Genomic DNA, 18,743 nt, shown 5'->3' on the forward strand with positions numbered 1-18,743 from the left:
GGGGGGGGGGGGGGGGGGGGGGGGGGGGGGGGGGGGGGGGGGGGGGGGGGGGGCCCCCCCCCCCCCACCCCGGGTGCTGCGGTACCGCGGACGGGGCCGTCCGTCAGCAGTCGCCGCCGCCCGCGCCCTTGCCGGCGGTGTCCCCGTTGGCCAGGTTGATCGCCAGGTTGGGCAGGGTGATGGCGCCGCCGATGGTGGCGCCGTTGGCGTTGGCCTTGAGACCGCTGATGTCGGTCTGGCCGCCGGTGGCATCCAGGCCGAACTGGCCGGCCGTGCCGTCGCTGATGCCGGTGCCCTTGATGTTGGCGCTGTCGGCCGCCGCACCGATCTGGTTCGGGGTGGTGGCGGTCGCGTTGAGGGTCGCGGTGGCGCCCTTCACCGATTGGGCGTCCAGGATCAGGTTGTTCGCCTGGATGCCCTGCCCGGAGGCGAGCTGGGCGGAGGTGAGGGGAGTGGCCGCGGCCGGCGAGGAGATGTTCAGCGACCAGGTGCCGACCGTGCCGACGACCGGCAGGTTGACCGACTGGACCGCGTGGATGCAGATCCCGTCCAGACCCGCCTTGGGCAGGCCGACCTCGGCCGCGGCGGTGGAGCTGCCCGCGGTCACGGTGGTCAGGACCGCGCCGAGGCCCTTGGGGGCCGCGACGGTGGTCGAGGACAGGGTGAACGGAACGCTGGTGAGCGAGAGGTTCGCGGCGAGCACGCCCTGAGCCATCGCCACCGTCATCGCGGCGATCGCGGCCGTGGCCGGCAGCGCGATCAGCGCGGATCTGCGCCAGCGCGTGACACCTCTTGATTCTTCCTGCATGGGGTCTCCAACCGTCGTCCCGCGCTGCTGAGGGTCTGCGCGGGTACCTGAGGCGCGGCCGGCTCCGGGAGCGCCCATCCCCGACACTCCCGGAGTGCTTTACATATTTCGGCTGCGTGTCCAGAAAGTAAGCAGGGTGTGAGGGAGTGTCAATAGAGTTGGCAGGAGTCGGTACGCGTGTCTGCTCCGTGCCGCAGGGGCGTGGCTAGACTCGGCGAATGGCATGGATCAGGGAGACCGTCAGGTCACTGCTGCGGGACCGGCTGCTCGACACCGCCCGGGACCTGGTCGCCGCCGACGGCTTCGACCGGCTGCGGATGACCCAGATCGCCGCCGTCGCCGGCGTCAGCCGGCAGACCGTCTACAACGAGTTCGGCTCCAAGGACGCGCTCGGCGAAGCGCTCTTCCGCCGCGAACTCGAACTCTGCCTCCACGGCATCGAGCAGCAGCTCGACGAACACCCCGACGACCCGCACGCCGCCGCCGAGGCCGCCGCCCTCTTCACCCTCCGGCTCGCCGGGCGCAACCCCCTGGTCAAGGCCATGCTCACCGCCACCCGGGACGGCGAGGACGGCCTCCTCCCGTACCTCACCACCCGCGCCGAGTCCGCCTTCACCACCGCCACCGCCATGCTCGACGGCTACGCCGCCACCGCCTGGCCCGCGATCGACCCCGACTCCCGCGACCTCGCCGTCGACACCGCCGTCCGGCTGACCGCCAGCCACATCGTCCAGGGCGCGGGCGACCCCGCCACCTCCGCCCGCCGGATCGCCGAGGTCTTCGTCCGCGTCGCCCGCGCCTGATCCGACTCGGGGGCCCGTGGGGCCCGGGCTCAGTTCGGCGGGGCGGGGACCTCGGTGAGGGTGGGCGCGGTGTCCAGGGTGCCGACGGCGGCCGGGGGCCACACCCGCAGGCCGATGCGGCCGGAGACGGTGGCCAGGTCGCCCCAGCCGAAGCTGCGGGAGTCCTCGGAGCCGTCCGGGTTGTCGCCGAGGAAGAACAGCCTGCCCGGCGGCACCGTCTGCGCGGTCGCGGCGGCCGTCCGCGTGCCGTCCGGCGTGCAGCAGCTGCCGGTCCGGTGCGCCTGCTCGGCCCAGGCCGGCAGGCCGACCCGGAACCACGGGCCGCTGCCGCCCGGCTGCACCAGGACGAGGAACGGGTCCTGCGGCGTCGAGGAGATCTCCACCCGGTCGCCCGGCAGGCCGATCACCCGCTTGACGATCACCTCGTCCCGGCCCGGACGGTGCAGCAGCACCACGTCCAGCCGGTGCACCGCCGCCCCGCCGCTGCCCGGCACGGCCAGCAGCCGCTGACCGTCCGCGAGCGTCGGCCGCATGCTCGAACCGTCCACCCGCACCGCGAGTGCGGCCGTCGCCACCGCCGCGAGCACGCACCCGACCACGACGCCGACGAGCACGCCGAGCAGCAGGCGGGTGGTCCGCCGGCGCGGCCGGTCGGTGGCGTCAACGTCCGTGGTGGGCAGGGGAGTCGACATCGGGCACTCCTGAGGGGGAGAGGGCCGGTGGATGCGGGTGCGGTGCGGTGGGACGGTAGTGGTGCGGCCGCCCGTTGCGGAAGACCCCGGGCGGAGCCGGGCTCAGGGGCGGCGGTCGAGGGCCGCGCGGATCGCCTGCCAGCGGTCCGGGTCGTCCACGGCCACCGCGACCAGCTGGTACGCGCTGCGCTCGCACAGGTCGGCGAGCTGATCCGCCGTCACCTCCGTGCCGTCCAGCCAGCCGACCAGCAGCTCCTCCATGTACGCCAGCCAGCCGTGCACGGTCGCGACGACGGCGGGCGTACGAGGGGTACCGGCGCCCGTCAGCGCCACCAGGATCCACTCCGCGAACCGGGCCCGGACGTCCCGGTGGAGCGTGGCCATCGTGCCCGTGCCGCCGCGGTCCACGTGCCGGACCACCGCCAGGTACAGCGACGGATGCCGGCCCACGAAGGAGATGAATGTCTCGATGCCGCCGCGCAGTTGCGCCGACCCGCTGAGCGCCGGATCCGGCGAGACCTGGCCGAGCACCTCGTCCGCCACCAACTGCACCACGGCGGCCCGGAACCCGCGCTGGGAACCGAAGTAGTGGAACAACAGGCCCGGTGAGACCCCCGCCGAGCGGGCCGCCGACTCCACGGACAGCGTGTCCAGGCCGTCGGAGTGCACCAACTCCCGGGCAGAGTCCAGGATCTGGCGGCGGCGCTGATCCGCCGACAGTCGCCGTCCGGGCTGCGCGCCGGGCTGGGGGAGGGGATGCACGGGCGCATCCTATTGACTTCCCCCCGGGCGTGGCTACTTTTGAGTACTACTCAACAAGCATCCGTGAGCCCCCGTCCGGCCGACCCGCGAGGCGAGGTACCGCCATGCCCAGCAGCCCCCTCCGGTCGCCCGGCACGGCACCGGACCGCGTCCGGCGGCCGGCGCTCCCGTACGAGGAATCCGACCTCGACCGCTACCGCGACCTGCAGCAACTCGCCTACGGGGTGGCCGAACGGGCCGCCGGTCGGCTGCGCGCCGGCATGCGGGAGAGCGACGCGGCCGAACGGCTCCGACAGGAGCTGCGGGCGGCCGGGATCGGCGCGTTCGCCCGGCGGCCTTCGGCCCGCTTCGGGCGGCGGACCGCCGGTGCCGGCACGCCGGGCGGGCTGCCGGGGATGGGCGGGCGCCTCCTGGCGCGGCTCCGGGAACCGGAACGGCTCCGGGACGGGACGCCCTACCTGCTCGACTGCGTCCTCACCGCCGGCGGCCGCACCGTCGGCGTCGCGCTCGCCGGGCGCCTCGGCGGCAACCCTGTCTGGGACGTGCTGCGGGCCGACCTGCCCGCGTACCGGGACCTCGTCCTGCGCGAAGTGCGGCGCGGCAGCCCGCTCCACCGGCTCGGCCGGGCCGTGGACGCACTCGCCGCGAGGCACGGCTACGACAACCCCGACCGCGGCCTGCTCGGCGGGGTCATCGCCCGCTCGGCGCCCGCCCGCGCCGGCGACCCGCAACGCCGTACGGGCCCGGCCCGACCCGCCTCCCACGCCCACCGCCTCCCGCCGGGCCTGTGGGCCGTCAGCCCCAGGGTCGCCTTCCGCGGCGTCGGAGTCGCCTTCGAGGAACTCCTGGTCGTCACCGAGACCTCCGCCTGCTGGCTCGACGACGACCTCCCCCACGCACGCACCCCGTAATACGGAACGCCGACCGCCCCCTTGTGCCTGCGGCGGTGTGGGCTGCGCCCTTGCGCCTGCGGGGCGGGGCTCGTTCGTTGCGCGGGCGTTGACCATCGGGGCCATGCCCGGCCCGCGTCTGCGGCGGGGCCGGTTCGTCACCGGTCGGTGGCGGTGGGCTGTGCCGCAGGCCGTGGCGGGAGGCTCGTTGCCCGTGCTGATGTGTGGGCGCCCTCCCGGCTGGGGGCCGGGAGGGCGTCGGGTCAGTCGGTGGGGGTGAAGATGTGGACGGGGCCCAGTTGGTGGTGGGTCTCGACGGCGTCGTCGAGGTCCTCGACGATGGGGACGGTGCGGCGGGTCTCGTCCTCTTCGTCGTCCTCGGGGCGGCGGTTGCCGCGCTGTTGGGCGACGGCGGAGCGGACGTTCCCGTTGCCGGAGCTGCCGCCGCCGACGGGGCCGTAGTGGCCGCCCATCATGCCGGGCGGCGGCGCGGCCATGCCGCGGGCGCCGTTCCCGGAGCCGTTGCCGGACCCGCTGCCGTTTGCACCGGCGCCGACCACGCCGTTGGTGCCGCCGCCGGCGGAGCTGCCGTGCGGGCCGCCGGTGCCGGCTTCGAGGTCGGTCTGGGTGCCGCCGCCTCCGCCGCGGCGCCCGGTGCCGGCGCCGAGCCGGAGCCCCTGCCCCTGGTGCGGGAGGGCGCCGGCCACCCGGTCGGGGCCGTCGGTGCCGCCGCCTCCGCCGCCGGAGCCGCCGCCGTGGCCGCCGAGGTGGGGCGAGAGGTTGATCCCGCCGAGGACGCTGGTGCCGGAGCCGCCGTGGCCGCCGACGCCGCCGCTGCCGCCGCCGGCGAGGTGCGGGCGGAGGCTGTCGAACGCGGAGAGCCCGGCGTCGCCGGAGTGTCCGCCGCCGAGTGCTCCGCCGGCCCCGCCCGCGAGTTGGAGCGGGCTGAGCGGGGAGGCCTGCTGCGAGCCGAGGGCCCCGATGGCGTGCCGCTGGGAGTCCTCGTGGTCGCTGAGGTTGCGGACGATGGTGTCCATCTTCCCGGCGGTGTCGCGGAAGTGGTTGAGCAGTCGGTTGATGATTTCGACGCCGACGGCGCGGGCGATCTGTTCGGCGGCCTCGACGGCGATCTTGCCGAACATCTCGCTGGGGTTGCCGATGTCCAGGCTGTCGACGATCTTGCGGAAGGAGGAGCCGTGCGAGTCGATGTCGTCGCCGTGGCGGCGGAGTTCGACGGCGGTGGCGGTCATCCTGGCGAGGTCGATGCCGAAGCTCTGGCCGTTGGACTTGCCCGGGGGCGTGCCGAGGACCTCCTTGACGGCCTTCTCGGCGAGGTCGGCGACCGGCTCGGCGATCATCTTGGCGAGCCGGGAGACGGCCTCGTCGAGGATCCGGGAGATGATCTCGCGGCCCAGCGCGATGATGGCGCCGGTGCTGAGCCCGAAGGTGGCCGAGGATGCTGCCAACTGGGCTTGGATATTCACCAGTTGGACGATGCACTGACCCTTGCAGACCTCGATCACCAGCGCTGCCCCCTGCAGCACCTTGGACGCGGTCTCGCAGGCGTCGACGATGATCCCGGAGAACTTGCTGATTCCGGACCACACTTCGGCCAGCTTGTCGGCGGCGTCGCCGTGGTAGTACTCGCCGAGCGTGGTGATGGCTTTGTCCGCCGCCATCTGGGTGGAGTCGATCTGGGTGGCGAGCTTCTTCAACTGGTCGGCCAGTTTTATGAGTTCGTCCTCGTTGGCCTGGGGCCACTTGATCCCCAGCAGGTTGAGTACGAACGACAGCTCTGAAGGTAACTCGATCGCCATAACCGCCCCCTGACCACCGGCGTCGCGTTCACTGATCGCGCACTGCGACGATACACATCGAACTCAGTGCCGACTACCTGACCACGAGGAGTGGCCGGTGATCGGGACACGTTGGTGACATGACATCAGATCCGACTGACAGTGTGCTCGGGATTCACTCGGACATGGTGAGTCCGGCCTCGGCGCCGGAGCGGCTGAGCACCACCGAGCGGATGTGCTCCAGGGCCTGCGCCCAGTCGGTGCGGTCCGGCCGGCTGCGGACGGCGGCGGGCAGGTCGAGCACGCGGAAGGTGGTGAGGTCCATCAGCTGCGGGACGAACTCGGCCCTGCCGACCGTCCACCGCCCGCCGGGGGTGGTGGGCGGGGTGAAGGTGAAGCGGGCGATGGAGCTCCAGTTGCCGCGGGCGTCCTGGGCGCCGGTGGGGTTGAACATCTCGCCGGCGATCTGGTCGCCGAGGCCGTAGACCACCCAGGTGCCGTTGACCTTCTCGTAGGCCTGCGGGATGTGCGCGTGGGTGCCGATGATCAGGTCGACGTCGGGCCGGTCGCCGGTCCGGGCGGCGGTCAGTTCCCGGGCGAGGTCGAGCTGTTGCGCGTCGGGGCTGTCCTGCCACTCGGTGCCCCAGTGGAGGCTGACCAGGACCAGGTCGGCGCCGGCGGCGCGGGCGGCCCGGGCGTCGGCGAGGATCCGGTCGCGGTCGATCAGGTTGACCGCCCACGGCCGGCCGGCGGGCAGCGGGATGCCGTTGGTGTCGTAGCTGTAGGCGAGTTGGGCGATCGTGGCGCCGCCGGCGGTGAGCAGGGCGGGGGTGGCCCGTTCCTGTTCGGTGCGGGCGGAGCCGGTGTGGCGCAGGCCGACGGCGTCCATCGCGTCGAGGGTGCGGCGGATGCCGTCGGCGCCGTCGTCGAGGGTGTGGTTGGAGGCGGTGGAGCAGGAGTCGTACCCGGCGTCCTTGAGCGCCCGGGCCACCTCGGGCGGGGACTTGAAGGTGGGGTAGCCGGTGTACGGGCCGCCGTCGCGGCCGTAGACGGTCTCCATGTGACAGATCGCCAGGTCGGCGGCGGCGATCAGCGGTTTCACCCCGGCGAGCATCGGGGCGAAGTCGTACCCGGTGCCGCCCGCGTCCTGGTGGGCCTGCTGGATCACCTCGGTGTGCGGCAGGACGTCGCCGGTGGCGATCAGGGTGAACGGGCGGGGCCCGGTCGCGGCGGCCGTGGCGGGCCCGGGCGCGGCGGCGGGCGCGGGCGCGGCGGCGGGTTCGCCGGCGGGCGGCGGGGTGGCCGGCTCGGCGGGTCGGGCGCAGCCCGCCGCGGCCAGCAGCAGTGCGAGCGCGGCGGCGGGGAGCAGTCGCACGATCGGCCCGTCCCATCGTCGGGTGGTCTGACAGGACCGACTATGCGGCCCGGGCCGGGTGGCGCCGCCGCCGCGGCGGCGCCACGCCCGGGGGCTCACCCGATCGGGTCGACCCGGTAGCGGAAGGTGCCCTCGGGGGCGCGGTAGTCCGGCAGCCAGGCGGCGAGCACCTGCGCGGAGGGGTAGAACATCGGCTCCGGCAGGGCGTCCACCGGCACCCGCTCCCAGCCCGCGCAGGCGTGCGGCTCGGTGACGTACGCGGGGGCGTCGCTGGGCGGGGCGAGGACGGCGGCGGTGAGCCGGGTGCGGCCGATGCCGTGGTCGAGCAGGACGGCGAGCACCCGCATCCGCTCGGCGGGCAGCTCGATGCCGGTCTCCTCGGCGAGTTCCCGGGCGGCGGCCTGCTCGAAGGACTCGCCGGGGTGGTCGACCTTGCCGCCGGGCAGGCTCCAGGTGGGAGGCTCCCCGGCGGTGGTGCGGCGCCCGATCAGGACCGAGCGCCCGTCCGTCGAGGGGACGATGACGCCGGCCCCGATCAGCGGCGGGGGCGGGGTGCTCGGACCCGAGGTCACCACTTGCCCTTGGAGTAGTCCTTGAGGAAGCAGCCGTAGAGGTCCTCGCCGGCCTCGCCGCGGACGATCGGGTCGTAGACCCGGGCGGCGCCGTCGACCAGGTCGAGCGGGGCGTGGAAGCCCTCCTCGTGCATCCGCATCTTGTCGGGGTGTGGCCGCTCGTCGGTGATCCAGCCGGTGTCGACGGCGGTCATCAGGATGCCGTCGGTCTCGAACATCTCGTCCGCGCTGGTGCGGGTGAGCATGTTGAGCGCCGCCTTGGCCATGTTGGTGTGCGGGTGCCCGGCGCCCTTGTAGCCCCGGTTGAACACGCCCTCCATGGCGGAGACGTTGACGATGTACTTGCGGCGCGCAGCGGAGGCGGCCAGCGCCGGGCGGAGCCGGCTGATCAGGATGAACGGCGCGGTGGAGTTGCAGAGTTGCACCTCCAGCAGCTCGATCGGGCTGACCTGCTCGACCGTCTCGATCCAGGTGTTGGACGCGGCCAGGTCGGGCACCAGGCCGCCGGCGTCGATCGCGGTGCCGGCCTCGATCCGGGCCGGGGTGGCGGAGCCGGTGACCAGGGCGAGCGAGGTGACCTCCTCGGCGCTGATCCGCTCGCTGCCGCCGGTGGCCTGGCCGGGCAGCGCCGGGACGTCCACCGAGCCGCTGCCGAACCGGCCGATCACCGTGGACGCGGGCAGGACGCCGGCCGGCAGCGGGGCCGACTCGGCGGCGACCAGCTCGCGGTACGCCTCGGGGGAGCGGCGCACGGTCTGCGCGGCGTTGTTGATCAGGATGTCCAGCGGGCCGTCGGCGGCGACCTCGTCGGCGAGGGCCATCACCTGCGCGGGGTCGCGCAGGTCGATGCCGATGATCTTCAGCCGGTGCAGCCACTGGTCGCTGTCCGGCATCGCGGTGAAGCGGCGGATCGCGTCGTTGGGGAACCGGGTGGTGATGGTGGTGTGGGCGCCGTCGCGCAGCAGGCAGAGCGCGATGTACATGCCGATCTTGGCGCGGCCGCCGGTGAGCAGCGCGCGCTTGCCGGTCAGGTCGGCCCGCGCGACGCGGCGGGCGCGGTTGAGCGCGGCGCAGTTGCGGCAGAGCTGGTGGTAGAAGGCGTCGACCTCGACGTAGCGCTGCTTGCAGGTGTAGCAGGAGCGCGGGCGCTCGAGTATCCCGGCCAGCTCGGAGGTGGTCTCGGTGGTCAGGCCGAAGACGCCGGCCGTCTCGTCGTCGATCCGGCCCGGGGCGCCGGTCGCGGTCTTCGCGGTGACGGCGCGGTCGTTGGCGGTCTTGCGGGCCCGCATCTCCTGGCGGCGGCGCTGCTTGAGCGTCCGGAAGACGCCGCCGACGGCCTGCCGGACGGTGATCGCGTCCGGGTGGTCGACGTGGATGCCGTCCAGTTCGGCGAGGACGCTGAGACAGAGCTCCAGGCGCTGCGGGTCGATGCCCTTGCCGTAGTCGATCTCTTCGTTGTCCATGCCCGCTGGTACTTCCTTGCTCGCGCCCTGTGTACCGGCGAAGCCTACGGGAGTGGGCCGTGCCGCCGCGAAGTAAGTATTGGAAATCACGACCGTCCCTTACGGATCCGGGTGGGTCCGGCCGGTGGCGGTAGCGTGCGGTCGGTGACCGACGCATCGTCCTCCGTGCCGCCGACCGGATGCCCGTACGCGCTGGACGACCGCCACCTGCGCGACCCGCACGCGGGCTTCGCGGGGCTGCGGGCGGGCGGGGCGGTGCACCTGGCGGTGGCGCCGGACGGGGCGCCGGTCCACCTGGTGACCGGGTACCACGAGGTCCGGGCCGCCGCCGCGGACCCGCGGCTGGCCCTGGACAAGCGGCACGCCCGGACCGCAGGCAGCGCCGGAGACTCGCTGCCGCCGGAGCTCGACGGCCACCTGCTGAACCGCGACGGCGCCGACCACGCCCGGCTGCGCCGCCTGCTCGCCGAGGCGCTCGGCCCGCGCCGGATCCTTGCCCTCGGCGACCGGATCCGGCTCACCGCCGACCGGCTGCTCGACCCCCTCGCCGGGTGCGGCGGCGCCGATCTGGTCGCCGACCTGGCGATGCCGCTGGCGATGACCGTCATCTGCGACCTGCTGGGCGTGCCGCCCGCCCGGCGGACCGACTTCCGGACGTGGACCGACACCCTGCTCTCCCCGGACCCCGGCGCACCCGGCCGCTCCCGCGAGGCGATGCGCGCGATGCACGCCTTCCTGGTCGAGCTGGTCGCGGAGAAGGGGGACGCCCCCGGCGACGACCTGCTGTCCGACCTGATCGCCGCCCACCGGGAGCGGGCGGCGCTCGGCGGGAGCGAGCTGGTCGCGATGGCCTTCCTGCTGCTCTTCGCCGGCTACCACAACTCCGCCGGGCTGATATCGGGCACGCTGTACGCGCTGCTGACCCATCCCGCGCAGCTGGCGGCGGCCCGGTCCGGGCGGCTCGACCCGGACCGGCTCACCGACGAGGTGCTGCGCTGGAACCCGCCCGCGATGCTCGCCGTCCGGCGCTTCACCACCGAACCGGTCACCCTCGCCGGGACGACGGTCCCGCCCGGTGAACGGGTCTGGCTCTCCTGGGCGGCCGCCAACCGCGACCCCGACGTCTTCCCCCGGCCCGAGCTGTTCGACCCCGACCGGGACGGCCCCGGCCACCTGGCGTTCGGCCGCGGCCCGCACTTCTGCGTCGGCGCCGCCCTCGCCCGGCTGGAGAACCGGATCGCCGTGGCGGCGGTGCTCCGCCGCTTCCCGCGGCTCGAACTCGCCGAACCCGCCGACTCCCCGCCCTGGATGCGCTCGCTGCGCAGCCGCGCCCTGACCCGCCTGCCGGTGCGTTTCTGACGCCGGGTCAGTGCCCGGTGGTGGACAGCAGCCAGGTGATGCCGGAGAGGGTCACCATCGACAGCAGCGTCGAGCCGAGGACCGACTCGCGCGCCAGCGCCGTCCCCAGGCCGTACTGCTTGGCGTAGGTGAAGACGTTCTGCGCGGTCGGCAGCGCGGAGAGCAGCACTACGGCGAGCAGTTGGTGCTCCGGCAGGTGCAGGACCAGCGCGCCGAACGCGAGCGCGGCGAGCGGCTGCACCAGCGTCTTGATCGCCACCGTCACCCCGGTCTCCGCCCGCAGCGCGCTGCTGCTCGCGGCGGAGCGGCCGTGCAGCGACATGCCCAGGGTGATCAGCGCGGTCGGTACGGCGGCGTTGCCGAGCAGTTCGAAGGAGTGCCCGAGGGCGGCGGGCGGGTGCCAGGCGGTCGCCGAACAGAGCGCGCCGAGCCCGGCGCCGAGGATGATCGGGTTGCGCAGCGGCAGCAGCAGCGCCCGCCGGGCCAGCGCGGCGGGCCGCCGCTCGCCGCCGGTGCCGGCGTCCAGCGCGGCCAGGACCAGCGGGGTGACCAGCAGGACCTGGAAGAGCAGCACCGGAGCGATCAGCGAGGCGTCGCCGAGCACCTGGACCGCCACCGGGATGCCCAGGTTGCCGGAGTTCACGTACCCGGCCGCCATCGAGTTGATCGCCTGGTCCGCGCTGCGGCGGCCGAACAGCCAGCGTCCCGCGGCCAGTCCCAGGGCGGAGGCCGCGACCGTGCCCGCCGCGAACGCCAGCATCGAGGCGTTGGCGAACGCGCCGAGCGGGGTCCGCCCGACCACGGTGAACAGCTGGGCGGGCATCGCCACCAGGAAGACGAACTTCACCAGCACCTGCTCCGCCTGCTCGCCGAGCACCCCGGTCCGGCTGACCAGGTAGCCGATCGCGGTCAGCACCCAGATCGGTACGAAGGCGGCGAGCAGCGGTTGCAGATCGGGCATCGCGGGGTCCTCGGTCTGGCGGGCCGACGGGGCACCCGGCGGGTGGCCGGGCCGACGGCGGGGCGATGGATCGGACGCGGATAGTCTTCCGGACGTGCCGAACCGATCTCCCGACACCCTCCCCGACCACCCCGGGCCCGCCACCGCCGGGTCCGGCGCCCCGTCCGCCGACGACTCCCGGTTCGACGCCGCCGGACGCCGGGTCCTGGCGGTCTGCATGGCGGCGGGCTTCACCACGCTGCTCGACCAGTCCGTGCTCAACATCGCGATATCCGACGTCCGGGACTCGCTGCACGCCGACTCCGCGCAGATCGCCTGGATCGTCGCGGGCTACTCGCTGGCCTTCGGCCTCGCCCTCGTCCCGGGCGGGCGGCTCGGTGACGTCCGCGGCCGCAAGTGGCTGTTCGTCGCGGGCCTCGCGCTGTTCACCGCGGTGGGCGCGCTCGCCGGCACCGCCCAGAGCGCCTGGGTCCTGGTCGCCGCCCGGCTGCTCCAGGGCGCGGGCGCCGGCCTGGTCAACGCCCAGATGATCGGCACCCTGCAGGACGTCTTCACCGGCACCCGCCGGGCCCGCGCGCTCGGCCTGTACGTCCTGACCGGCGGCCTGTCCACCGCCCTCGGGCCGCCGCTCGGCGGCCTGCTGCTGGCCCTCGCCGGCCCCGAACTCGGCTGGCGGCTCACCCTGTTGCTCAGCGCGCCGTTCGGCCTGGCGACGGTCGTCCTGGCCGCCCGCTACCTGCCCGCGCCGCGTCCGCGCGCCCGCCACTCCGACCTGGACGCGGTCGGCCTGGCCCTGGTCGCGGTGCTCACGCTGCTGGTGATGCTGCCGTTCATCCGGCCGCCGGGCGCGCTCGGCGGCGCCGCGTTCGCCGTGGCGGCGGTGGCCGTCGCGTTCGCCTTCGCCCGCTGGCAGCGGCACTACGCGCGCACCGGACGGCACCCGCTGCTGCACCCCGCGCTCGCCCGCTCCCGCCCGTACGCCCTCGGGACGACGGTGGCGATGGCCCAGTTCGGCACCTCGATCGCCGGCTCGCTGATCCAGACCATGTTCCTGCGCGACGCGCTCGGCCTCTCCGCGCTCGCCACCAGCGCGGTCGCGCTGCCCGCCGCGCTCGCCATGGCCGCCACCTCCTCCCAGGCCGGCCGGGTCGTCCAGCGCTACGGCCGCAGCGCCGTCTCCCTCGGCCTCGGCCTCTCCCTCTTCGCCCTCCTCACCGCGGGCCTCGCCGGCCTGTACGTCCCCGGCGCCGCCCTCCCGTACGTGCTCGCCTGCACGCAGCTGGCCCAGGGCGTCTCCTCCGGCCTGATCGTCGCCCCCAACCAGGCCTTCACCCTGCGCCACGCCCCCGCCGAGGCCGCCGGGGTGGCCGGCGGCATCCTGCAGATGTCCCAGCGGATCGCGGCCGCCGTCGGCATCTCCGCCGTCTCCGGCGTCTACCTCCGGGGGTCCACCGCCGGCCTGCTCGGCCACCGCGACGCCTACTGGCACGCCACCGCCGCCTGCGCGGCGGTCGTCCTGCTCGCGCTCCTCCTCTCCCTCCGCGCCGGCCGCGCCGGCCGCGCCGGCCGCACCGCCGGGACGGCCGGCGGCTGACCGCGGGTGGCCCCGGTCACCTCGGGGCGGGACGCAAGACCGGCGGCCGGTGACCCCGCTCACCTTCCGGTGCCCCGCGGGGTGCCGAGGGAGGCGCCCGGTGCGCCTCCCGGCCCGGTGGCCGGTGACCGCGGTCACTCCGTCGGCGCCGGCGGTGTGACCTGGCGCATCCTCCGGGGTCGCGGGCCGTGGCGGGGATCACCGCGCCCGCCGGGCCGCTCCCGGGCCCGTGCGGAGGCCGCCGACCGCCCCGGAACCCTTGCGCGGCAAGGGTCGGAGGCGAATTCCCGGCCCCGGGAGACGTCCGTCACCCCCTGTGAGCCTGCTCATAGGGGGAGCGCCGTCGGCCGGGTGACTCGTCGTCAACTCGCAGGACTCCGACCGGCATTCCCGAATCAATCGGGTCAAATAAGGACAAACGGGACTGCTTGCCGCCCGACGAGGGCTCACGCAGGATCGTGATTGCGCCCCGGGCCGGCCACCAGTCGAGCCCCAGTGACAGGCGCCATGGCGCAGCCGTTCGCGAATCGACGCGGGCTGCGCACCCGGTGAGCAGGGTTGCCGCCGGGCCCGGCCGCCCCCGGTCTTGTGGGTCCCCGTTCAGTCGCGGGGCTTCCGCATGTGTCCAACCGGGTCGGCAAGTGACCTGGACGACACCTCGGAGGTACTCGGACATGCGACAGATCAAGCACGGCCTGCGCCATCTGCCCAAGCAGCTCGGACACCGCCGGATGCCGGACTACATGCTGGGCGCCGGTGTCGCCGGTGCGGTGCTGCTCGGCACGGTGCTGCCCGTCGCCCAGGCGGTCGCCGCCCCGGAGCGGGTGCCGGCCGCCGCCGCTGCCGCCGCCGCGGCCCCCGCCGACGCCGCGCAGCAGGCCGCCGCCCCGCAGGGCGACGAGGCCGCCAGCCGTGGCGAGGCCCGCGAGGCCGCCCCGCAGGCCGCCGAGGCCGCCGAGGCCGCCCCGGCCGAGCAGGCCCCGGCCGCGCAGCCGGAGCAGGCCGCCGCCCCGGCCCCCGCCCCGGCGCCGGCGCCGGCCCCCGCCCCGGAGCCGCAGAAGCCGAGCTACTCCAACAACCTGGACGGCTGGATCCGCGAGGCCCGCGACGTGCTGGCCGCCGCCGGCAAGCCGGTGCCGTCCTACAAGGCGATGTACGCCACCGCGATGGCCGAGTCGACCGGCAACCCGAACGCCGTCAACGGCTGGGACTCCAACGCCAAGATCGGCACCCCGTCGATCGGCCTGACCCAGGTGATCCAGCCGACCTTCAAGACCTACGCGCTGCCGGGCCACAACGACATCCGCAACCCCGTCGACAACCTGATCGCCAGCTCGCGCTACTGCGACGCCAAGTACGGCGGCATGGACAAGATGGCCTCGGCCCGCGGCTACGGCTCGCACTGGCGCGGCTACTAAATCCGACGCCCGACCGCGGGCAGGATGCGGGGCATGGACCTCGACTCCCTCGCCCGTACCCGGCGCGCGCTGCACGGCGTCGCCGAGACCCTGCTGGCCGGCCCGCAGTACCGCGGGCCGGCCGCAACCATTCGGCTGCGCCCCGTCCCGGGCGGGTTCGCGACCCGCACCGACCCGCCGCTCCTGGTGGTGGACGGCGCGCTGCTCACCCCCGACGGCACCGGCCACCCGCTGGCGGGATCCACCTGCGCCGCCCTCGCCGCCGCGGCGGGCATCACCCCCGGCGGCCCGCAGGGCCTGTACGCGGACGGCTCCGGGGTCGCCCCCGACGAGCCGCTGCACGTCGAGCCCGCCTGCGCCCGGCTGATCGCCGACGCCTTCGCCCGCGGCGACGCCGCCCTGCGGGAGGCCTTCCCCGGCTGCGACCCGGTGCTCTGGCCCGAGCACTTCGACCTCGGCGTCACCGTCGCCGAGGTGAACTACGGCGTCTCCCCGGGCGACGGCTTCCTGCCCGAGCCGTACGCCTACGTCGGCCCGCACACCCCGCGCACCGGCGCCTTCTGGAACGCCCCGTTCGGCGCCGCCCGCCGCCTGGCCGACCTGCCCACCCAGGGCGACCTGACGGCCTTCTTCACCGAAGGGCGCGACCTCGCGGCTGTAGGAACCTCCAACTGAGTGCGCCCGGATTCGTACGACCATTGTGTTGATCTTCGAAATCCGCGCGTGAGCTGGCTTCGGACCCGGGTATCACGGAGTATTGAACGTTGGGTGCGGGGCGCCCGAGAGCGCCCTGCGGCAACGCCGCTACCGCGCCCGAGGTGTACCTTTCCCCAGCCAGAGAGCCCCCTTCATGCGCTTCCTGAACGACCTCAAGCCCGCGTACGACCTCACGTACGACGACGTCTTCATGGTCCCCAGCCGTTCCGCCGTGGGCTCCCGGCAGGGTGTCGACCTCGCGTCCAACGACGGGACCGGCACCACCGTCCCGCTGGTCGTGGCCAACATGACCGCGATCGCCGGCCGCCGGATGGCGGAGACCGTGGCGCGCCGCGGCGGCCTGGTGGCCATCCCGCAGGACATCCCGATCGAGGTGGTCTCCGAGGTCATCGGCTGGGTCAAGCAGCGGCACCTGGTGCACGACACCGCGATCACCCTGAACCCCGGCCACACCGTCGCCGACGCCCTCTCCCTGCTGCCCAAGCGCGCCCACGGCGCGCTCGTGGTGGTCGAGGGCGGCAAGCCGGTCGGCGTGGTCACCGAGGGCGACTGCCAGGGCGTCGACCGCTTCACCAGCCTCTCCGAGGTGATGAGCCGCGACCTGCTGCTCCTGGAGGAGGGCATCGACCCGCGCACCGCCTTCGACCGGCTCAACGAGCACCACCGCAAGCTCGCCCCGGTCATCGCCCCCGACGGCACCCTGGTCGGCCTGCTGACCCGCAAGAACGCGCTGCGCGCCACCCTGTACACCCCCGCCGTGGACGCGAACGGCCGGCTGCGGATCGCCGCCACCGTCGGCATCAACGGCGACGTGGCCGGCCGCGCCAAGGCGCTGCTGGAGGCCGGTGCGGACGTGCTGGTGGTCGACACCGCGCACGGCCACCAGGAGTCGATGATCAGCGCGCTGCAGGCCGTGCGGGGCCTCGACCCGCAGGTGCCGATCGTGGCCGGCAACGTGGTCGCCGCCGACGGCGTCCGCGACCTGGTCGAGGCCGGCGCGGACATCCTGAAGGTCGGCGTCGGCCCCGGCGCGATGTGCACCACCCGGATGATGACCGGCGTCGGCCGCCCGCAGTTCTCCGCGGTGCTGGAGTGCGCCGCCGAGGCCCGCCGCCTGGGCAAGCACGTCTGGGCCGACGGCGGTGTCCGCCACCCGCGCGACGTGGCGATGGCGCTGGCCGCCGGCGCCTCCAACGTGATGATCGGCTCCTGGTTCGCCGGCACCTACGAGTCGCCCGGCGACCTGCAGACCGCCGCCGACGGCCGCCAGTACAAGGAGAGCTTCGGCATGGCGTCCGCCCGCGCCGTGCGCAACCGCACCTCCGACGAGTCGGCGTACGACCGCGCCCGCAAGGGCCTCTTCGAGGAGGGCATCTCCACCTCGCGGATGTTCATCGACCCGGCCCGCCCCGGCGTCGAGGACCTGATCGACTCGATCGTGGCCGGTGTCCGCTCGTCCTGCACCTACGCGGGCGCCTCCTCGCTGGAGGACTTCCACCAGAAGGCGATCATCGGCGTGCAGAGCGCGGCCGGCTACGCCGAGGGCAAGCCGCTGCACTCCAGCTGGGCCTGATCCGGCACCGAGGGCCGGTCCCCCGCCACCGCGGCGGGGGACCGGCCCTCGCGCGTGCTCAGACCTTGCCGTCCAGCGGCGTGAGCAGCGCCCGGCTCACCATGCCGACCGAGTGCGAGAGCGCGTCCGCCACCGCGTCGTACGCCGGCCGCACGCGGCGCAGCCCCCACAGCGCGAGGACGCTGGCCCAGGCGGCGTCCCGGGCGCGGTCGACCGACCAGACGCCGACCACGTGCATCAGCGGGTCGGCCACCGGCAGGTCGTCCGGGCCCGGCAGCAGCGCGTCGCGGACCTCGTCCTCGACCCGGGCGAGCAGGTCGTTGACCCGCCGGTAGTCGGCGGCCAGCTGCTCGGGCTCGCGGCCCAGCCGCCGGCAGGTGTCCAGCACGGCGAGCGGCAGGTCGTGCTCGATGTGGGCGTTCATGCCCGCCAACGCGTACTGCAGCGGGTGGATGCCCGGGGTGGCACGCAGCTCGAACAGCGGGCGCCAGCAGGCGGCCGGCCGGCGCCCGGCCCGGTCGGCGTCGACCGCGTCCAGGTAGCGCACGGCGAAGCCGGAGTCGAGGTCGGCCAGGGCGGCCGGGTCGTCGAAGTACACCGCGTCCAGCTGCGCGCGGACCAGCCGGGTCACCGTCAGGTACATCGAGTTGAAGACCGCGACCCCGTCGGTGGGCGGGAGTTCGGCCGACAGGGCGGCCATCCGCTCGATCACCTGGTCCACCGTCGGAAGCTGGCTGATCGTCATACGGTCGTCCCATCGGTTCGTCCGGAAGCCCCACTGTCGCACCGGACCTCCGCCGCTCCAAGCCGCCGCGCGCACACGGCCGCGACCGGGGGCGGACGGCGTCAGGGGTGGGGGGTGACCGCCGCGGAGAGCCGCTCGGCGGCCTCGGCCACCGCGTCGGCGAAGCGCGAACCCGGGTGCCGGGTGAGCCGTTCGATCGGGCCGGAGACCGCGAGCGCCGCCACCACCCGGTTGCCCGGACCGCGGACCGGCGCCGCCACCGACGCCACCCCCGGCTCGCGCTCGCCCACCGACTGCGACCAGCCCCGGCGGCGCACCCCGCTCAGCGCCGTCGCGGTGAACCGGGCCCCGCGCAGCGCCGTGTAGAGCCGCTCCGGCTCCTCCCAGGCCAGCAGGATCTGCGCGGCCGCACCCGCCTTCATCGACAGCGAGGAGCCGACCGGCACGGTGTCCCGCAGCCCGGCGACCCGCTCGACCGCCGCCACGCAGACCCGCTGCTCGCCGCGCCGCCGGTACAGGTGCGCGCTCTCGCCGGTCAGGTCGCGCAGCTCGGTCAGCACCGGTCCGGCCGCGGAGAGCAGCCGGTCCTCGCCGGCCGCCGCCGACAGTTCGGCCAGCCGCGGCCCGAGCACGAACCGGCCCTGCAGGTCGCGGGCGACCAGGCGGTGGTGCTCCAGGGCGACGGCGAGGCGGTGGGCGGTCGGCCGGGCCAGGCCGGTCGCCGCGACCAGGCCGGCCAGCGAGGTGGGGCCGGCCTCCAGGGTGCCGAGGATCGCGGTGGTCTTGTCGAGCACGCCGACGCCGCTCAGGGTGTCCATGGGTGGGGGTACTCCAGTCTCGTACCCGGGGGCCTGACGCCCCCGGGGCTCCGGGCAGGGGGAGCGGGGATCGTCAGCGGGGGAGGGCCGAAGAGGTCGGCGAAGAGCCCGCGTCGGGGACGAGACGGGTGGACATCGGCGTGGGCAGGGCGCCGGGGATCAGCACGGCGCAGGGGGCGGCAGGGGCCGCGGCACGGGGCAGCACAGAAGCACTCCTCATCTTCCCCGCCGCCACGTTGGCGACGAGCCGGAGTTGGCACTGGACCCGGTTGCGCGGCGCGAGCTTCGAGCGCCGTGACGACCGGGGAGTTGCCGGGGCTTCGTAGGGCCGGTCCCTCCACCCCTCTGGATGATTCGCGAGGAACCTTACAAGACTCCCGGCGCGGCTTGCCAGCCA

17 protein-coding genes and 1 riboswitch are annotated in these 18,743 nt (G+C 74.7%); of the genes, 7 read left to right on the forward strand and 10 right to left on the reverse strand.

Annotation, left to right across the window (positions count from 1 at the left end):
- Window positions 1–103: 103 nt before the first annotated feature.
- The gene (locus ACGFX4_RS33860; RefSeq protein ID WP_393082801.1) at window positions 104–808 is read right to left on the reverse strand and encodes a cholesterol esterase; all 705 of its coding nucleotides are present in this window, start codon (window positions 806–808) and stop codon (window positions 104–106) included.
- Window positions 809–1,026: 218 nt separating this feature from the next.
- On the opposite strand from ACGFX4_RS33860, the gene ACGFX4_RS33865 reads away from it, so the two are divergent.
- On the forward strand, window positions 1,027–1,611 hold the full coding sequence (locus ACGFX4_RS33865) for a TetR family transcriptional regulator (RefSeq protein ID WP_393082803.1): 585 nt from the start codon (window positions 1,027–1,029) through the stop codon (window positions 1,609–1,611).
- 29 nt (window positions 1,612–1,640) lie between these two features.
- Here the strand turns inward: ACGFX4_RS33865 and lepB are convergent, their stop codons facing one another.
- Both lepB and ACGFX4_RS33875 read right to left on the reverse strand, forming a co-directional pair.
- Window positions 1,641–2,303, reverse strand: coding sequence for a signal peptidase I (gene lepB / locus ACGFX4_RS33870; RefSeq protein ID WP_393082806.1), 663 nt, complete (start codon window positions 2,301–2,303; stop codon window positions 1,641–1,643).
- Between the two features lie 102 nt (window positions 2,304–2,405).
- Window positions 2,406–3,065, reverse strand: a complete 660-nt coding sequence (locus ACGFX4_RS33875) for a TetR/AcrR family transcriptional regulator (protein ID WP_393082809.1) — start codon at window positions 3,063–3,065, stop codon at window positions 2,406–2,408.
- A 104-nt stretch (window positions 3,066–3,169) separates the two neighbouring features.
- Between ACGFX4_RS33875 and ACGFX4_RS33880 the strand changes: the two genes are divergently transcribed.
- On the forward strand, window positions 3,170–3,976 hold the full coding sequence (locus ACGFX4_RS33880; RefSeq protein ID WP_393082811.1) for a M24 family metallopeptidase: 807 nt from the start codon (window positions 3,170–3,172) through the stop codon (window positions 3,974–3,976).
- A gap of 242 nt (window positions 3,977–4,218) precedes the next feature.
- On the opposite strand, the gene ACGFX4_RS33885 is transcribed toward ACGFX4_RS33880, so the two are convergent.
- The 4 genes from ACGFX4_RS33885 to ACGFX4_RS33900 form a co-directional block, all read right to left on the reverse strand.
- Window positions 4,219–5,772 (reverse strand): hypothetical protein, encoded by a 1,554-nt coding sequence (locus tag ACGFX4_RS33885; protein ID WP_393082813.1) that lies wholly within the window; start codon window positions 5,770–5,772, stop codon window positions 4,219–4,221.
- Between the two features lie 154 nt (window positions 5,773–5,926).
- Complete coding sequence (locus tag ACGFX4_RS33890) at window positions 5,927–7,126, reverse strand: CapA family protein (protein ID WP_393082816.1); 1,200 nt, start codon at window positions 7,124–7,126, stop codon at window positions 5,927–5,929.
- A gap of 95 nt (window positions 7,127–7,221) precedes the next feature.
- Window positions 7,222–7,698 (reverse strand): NUDIX hydrolase, encoded by a 477-nt coding sequence (locus tag ACGFX4_RS33895; protein WP_393082819.1) that lies wholly within the window; start codon window positions 7,696–7,698, stop codon window positions 7,222–7,224.
- Window positions 7,695–9,161: an SDR family NAD(P)-dependent oxidoreductase gene (locus tag ACGFX4_RS33900; RefSeq protein ID WP_393082822.1), complete on the reverse strand. Its 1,467-nt coding sequence runs from the start codon at window positions 9,159–9,161 to the stop codon at window positions 7,695–7,697. The genes ACGFX4_RS33895 and ACGFX4_RS33900 overlap by 4 nt, the downstream gene beginning before the upstream one ends.
- Window positions 9,162–9,305: 144 nt before the next feature.
- Here ACGFX4_RS33900 and ACGFX4_RS33905 point away from each other — a divergent pair, with 144 nt between their 5' ends.
- Entirely contained in the window at window positions 9,306–10,520 is a 1,215-nt protein-coding gene (locus ACGFX4_RS33905; protein ID WP_393082824.1) for a cytochrome P450, read from the forward strand.
- A 7-nt stretch (window positions 10,521–10,527) separates the two neighbouring features.
- Here the strand turns inward: ACGFX4_RS33905 and ACGFX4_RS33910 are convergent, their stop codons facing one another.
- Window positions 10,528–11,481: an AEC family transporter gene (locus tag ACGFX4_RS33910; RefSeq protein WP_393082827.1), complete on the reverse strand. Its 954-nt coding sequence runs from the start codon at window positions 11,479–11,481 to the stop codon at window positions 10,528–10,530.
- 94 nt (window positions 11,482–11,575) lie between these two features.
- On the opposite strand from ACGFX4_RS33910, the gene ACGFX4_RS33915 reads away from it, so the two are divergent.
- From ACGFX4_RS33915 to ACGFX4_RS33930, 4 genes are all read left to right on the forward strand, one after another.
- A complete protein-coding gene (locus ACGFX4_RS33915) occupies window positions 11,576–13,075 on the forward strand; it encodes an MFS transporter (protein ID WP_393082829.1) in 1,500 nt (499 codons plus the stop codon).
- Between the two features lie 674 nt (window positions 13,076–13,749).
- Window positions 13,750–14,493, forward strand: coding sequence for a transglycosylase SLT domain-containing protein (locus tag ACGFX4_RS33920; protein ID WP_393082833.1), 744 nt, complete (start codon window positions 13,750–13,752; stop codon window positions 14,491–14,493).
- 33 nt (window positions 14,494–14,526) lie between these two features.
- Window positions 14,527–15,168, forward strand: coding sequence for a hypothetical protein (locus ACGFX4_RS33925; protein ID WP_393082835.1), 642 nt, complete (start codon window positions 14,527–14,529; stop codon window positions 15,166–15,168).
- Window positions 15,169–15,343: 175 nt separating this feature from the next.
- Window positions 15,344–16,783 (forward strand): GuaB1 family IMP dehydrogenase-related protein, encoded by a 1,440-nt coding sequence (locus ACGFX4_RS33930; protein WP_393082838.1) that lies wholly within the window; start codon window positions 15,344–15,346, stop codon window positions 16,781–16,783.
- 58 nt (window positions 16,784–16,841) lie between these two features.
- Here ACGFX4_RS33930 and ACGFX4_RS33935 read toward each other — a convergent pair whose 3' ends face one another.
- The gene (locus tag ACGFX4_RS33935; protein WP_393082841.1) at window positions 16,842–17,528 is read right to left on the reverse strand and encodes a DUF5995 family protein; all 687 of its coding nucleotides are present in this window, start codon (window positions 17,526–17,528) and stop codon (window positions 16,842–16,844) included.
- A gap of 101 nt (window positions 17,529–17,629) precedes the next feature.
- Window positions 17,630–18,346, reverse strand: a complete 717-nt coding sequence (locus ACGFX4_RS33940) for an IclR family transcriptional regulator (RefSeq protein ID WP_345700368.1) — start codon at window positions 18,344–18,346, stop codon at window positions 17,630–17,632.
- A 213-nt stretch (window positions 18,347–18,559) separates the two neighbouring features.
- A riboswitch (SAM riboswitch) is annotated at window positions 18,560–18,702 on the reverse strand.
- Window positions 18,703–18,743 lie beyond the last annotated feature (41 nt).

The sequence above is a fragment of the Kitasatospora sp. NPDC048365 genome, assembly GCF_043200835.1.
Taxonomy (GTDB): domain Bacteria; phylum Actinomycetota; class Actinomycetes; order Streptomycetales; family Streptomycetaceae; genus Kitasatospora; species Kitasatospora terrestris.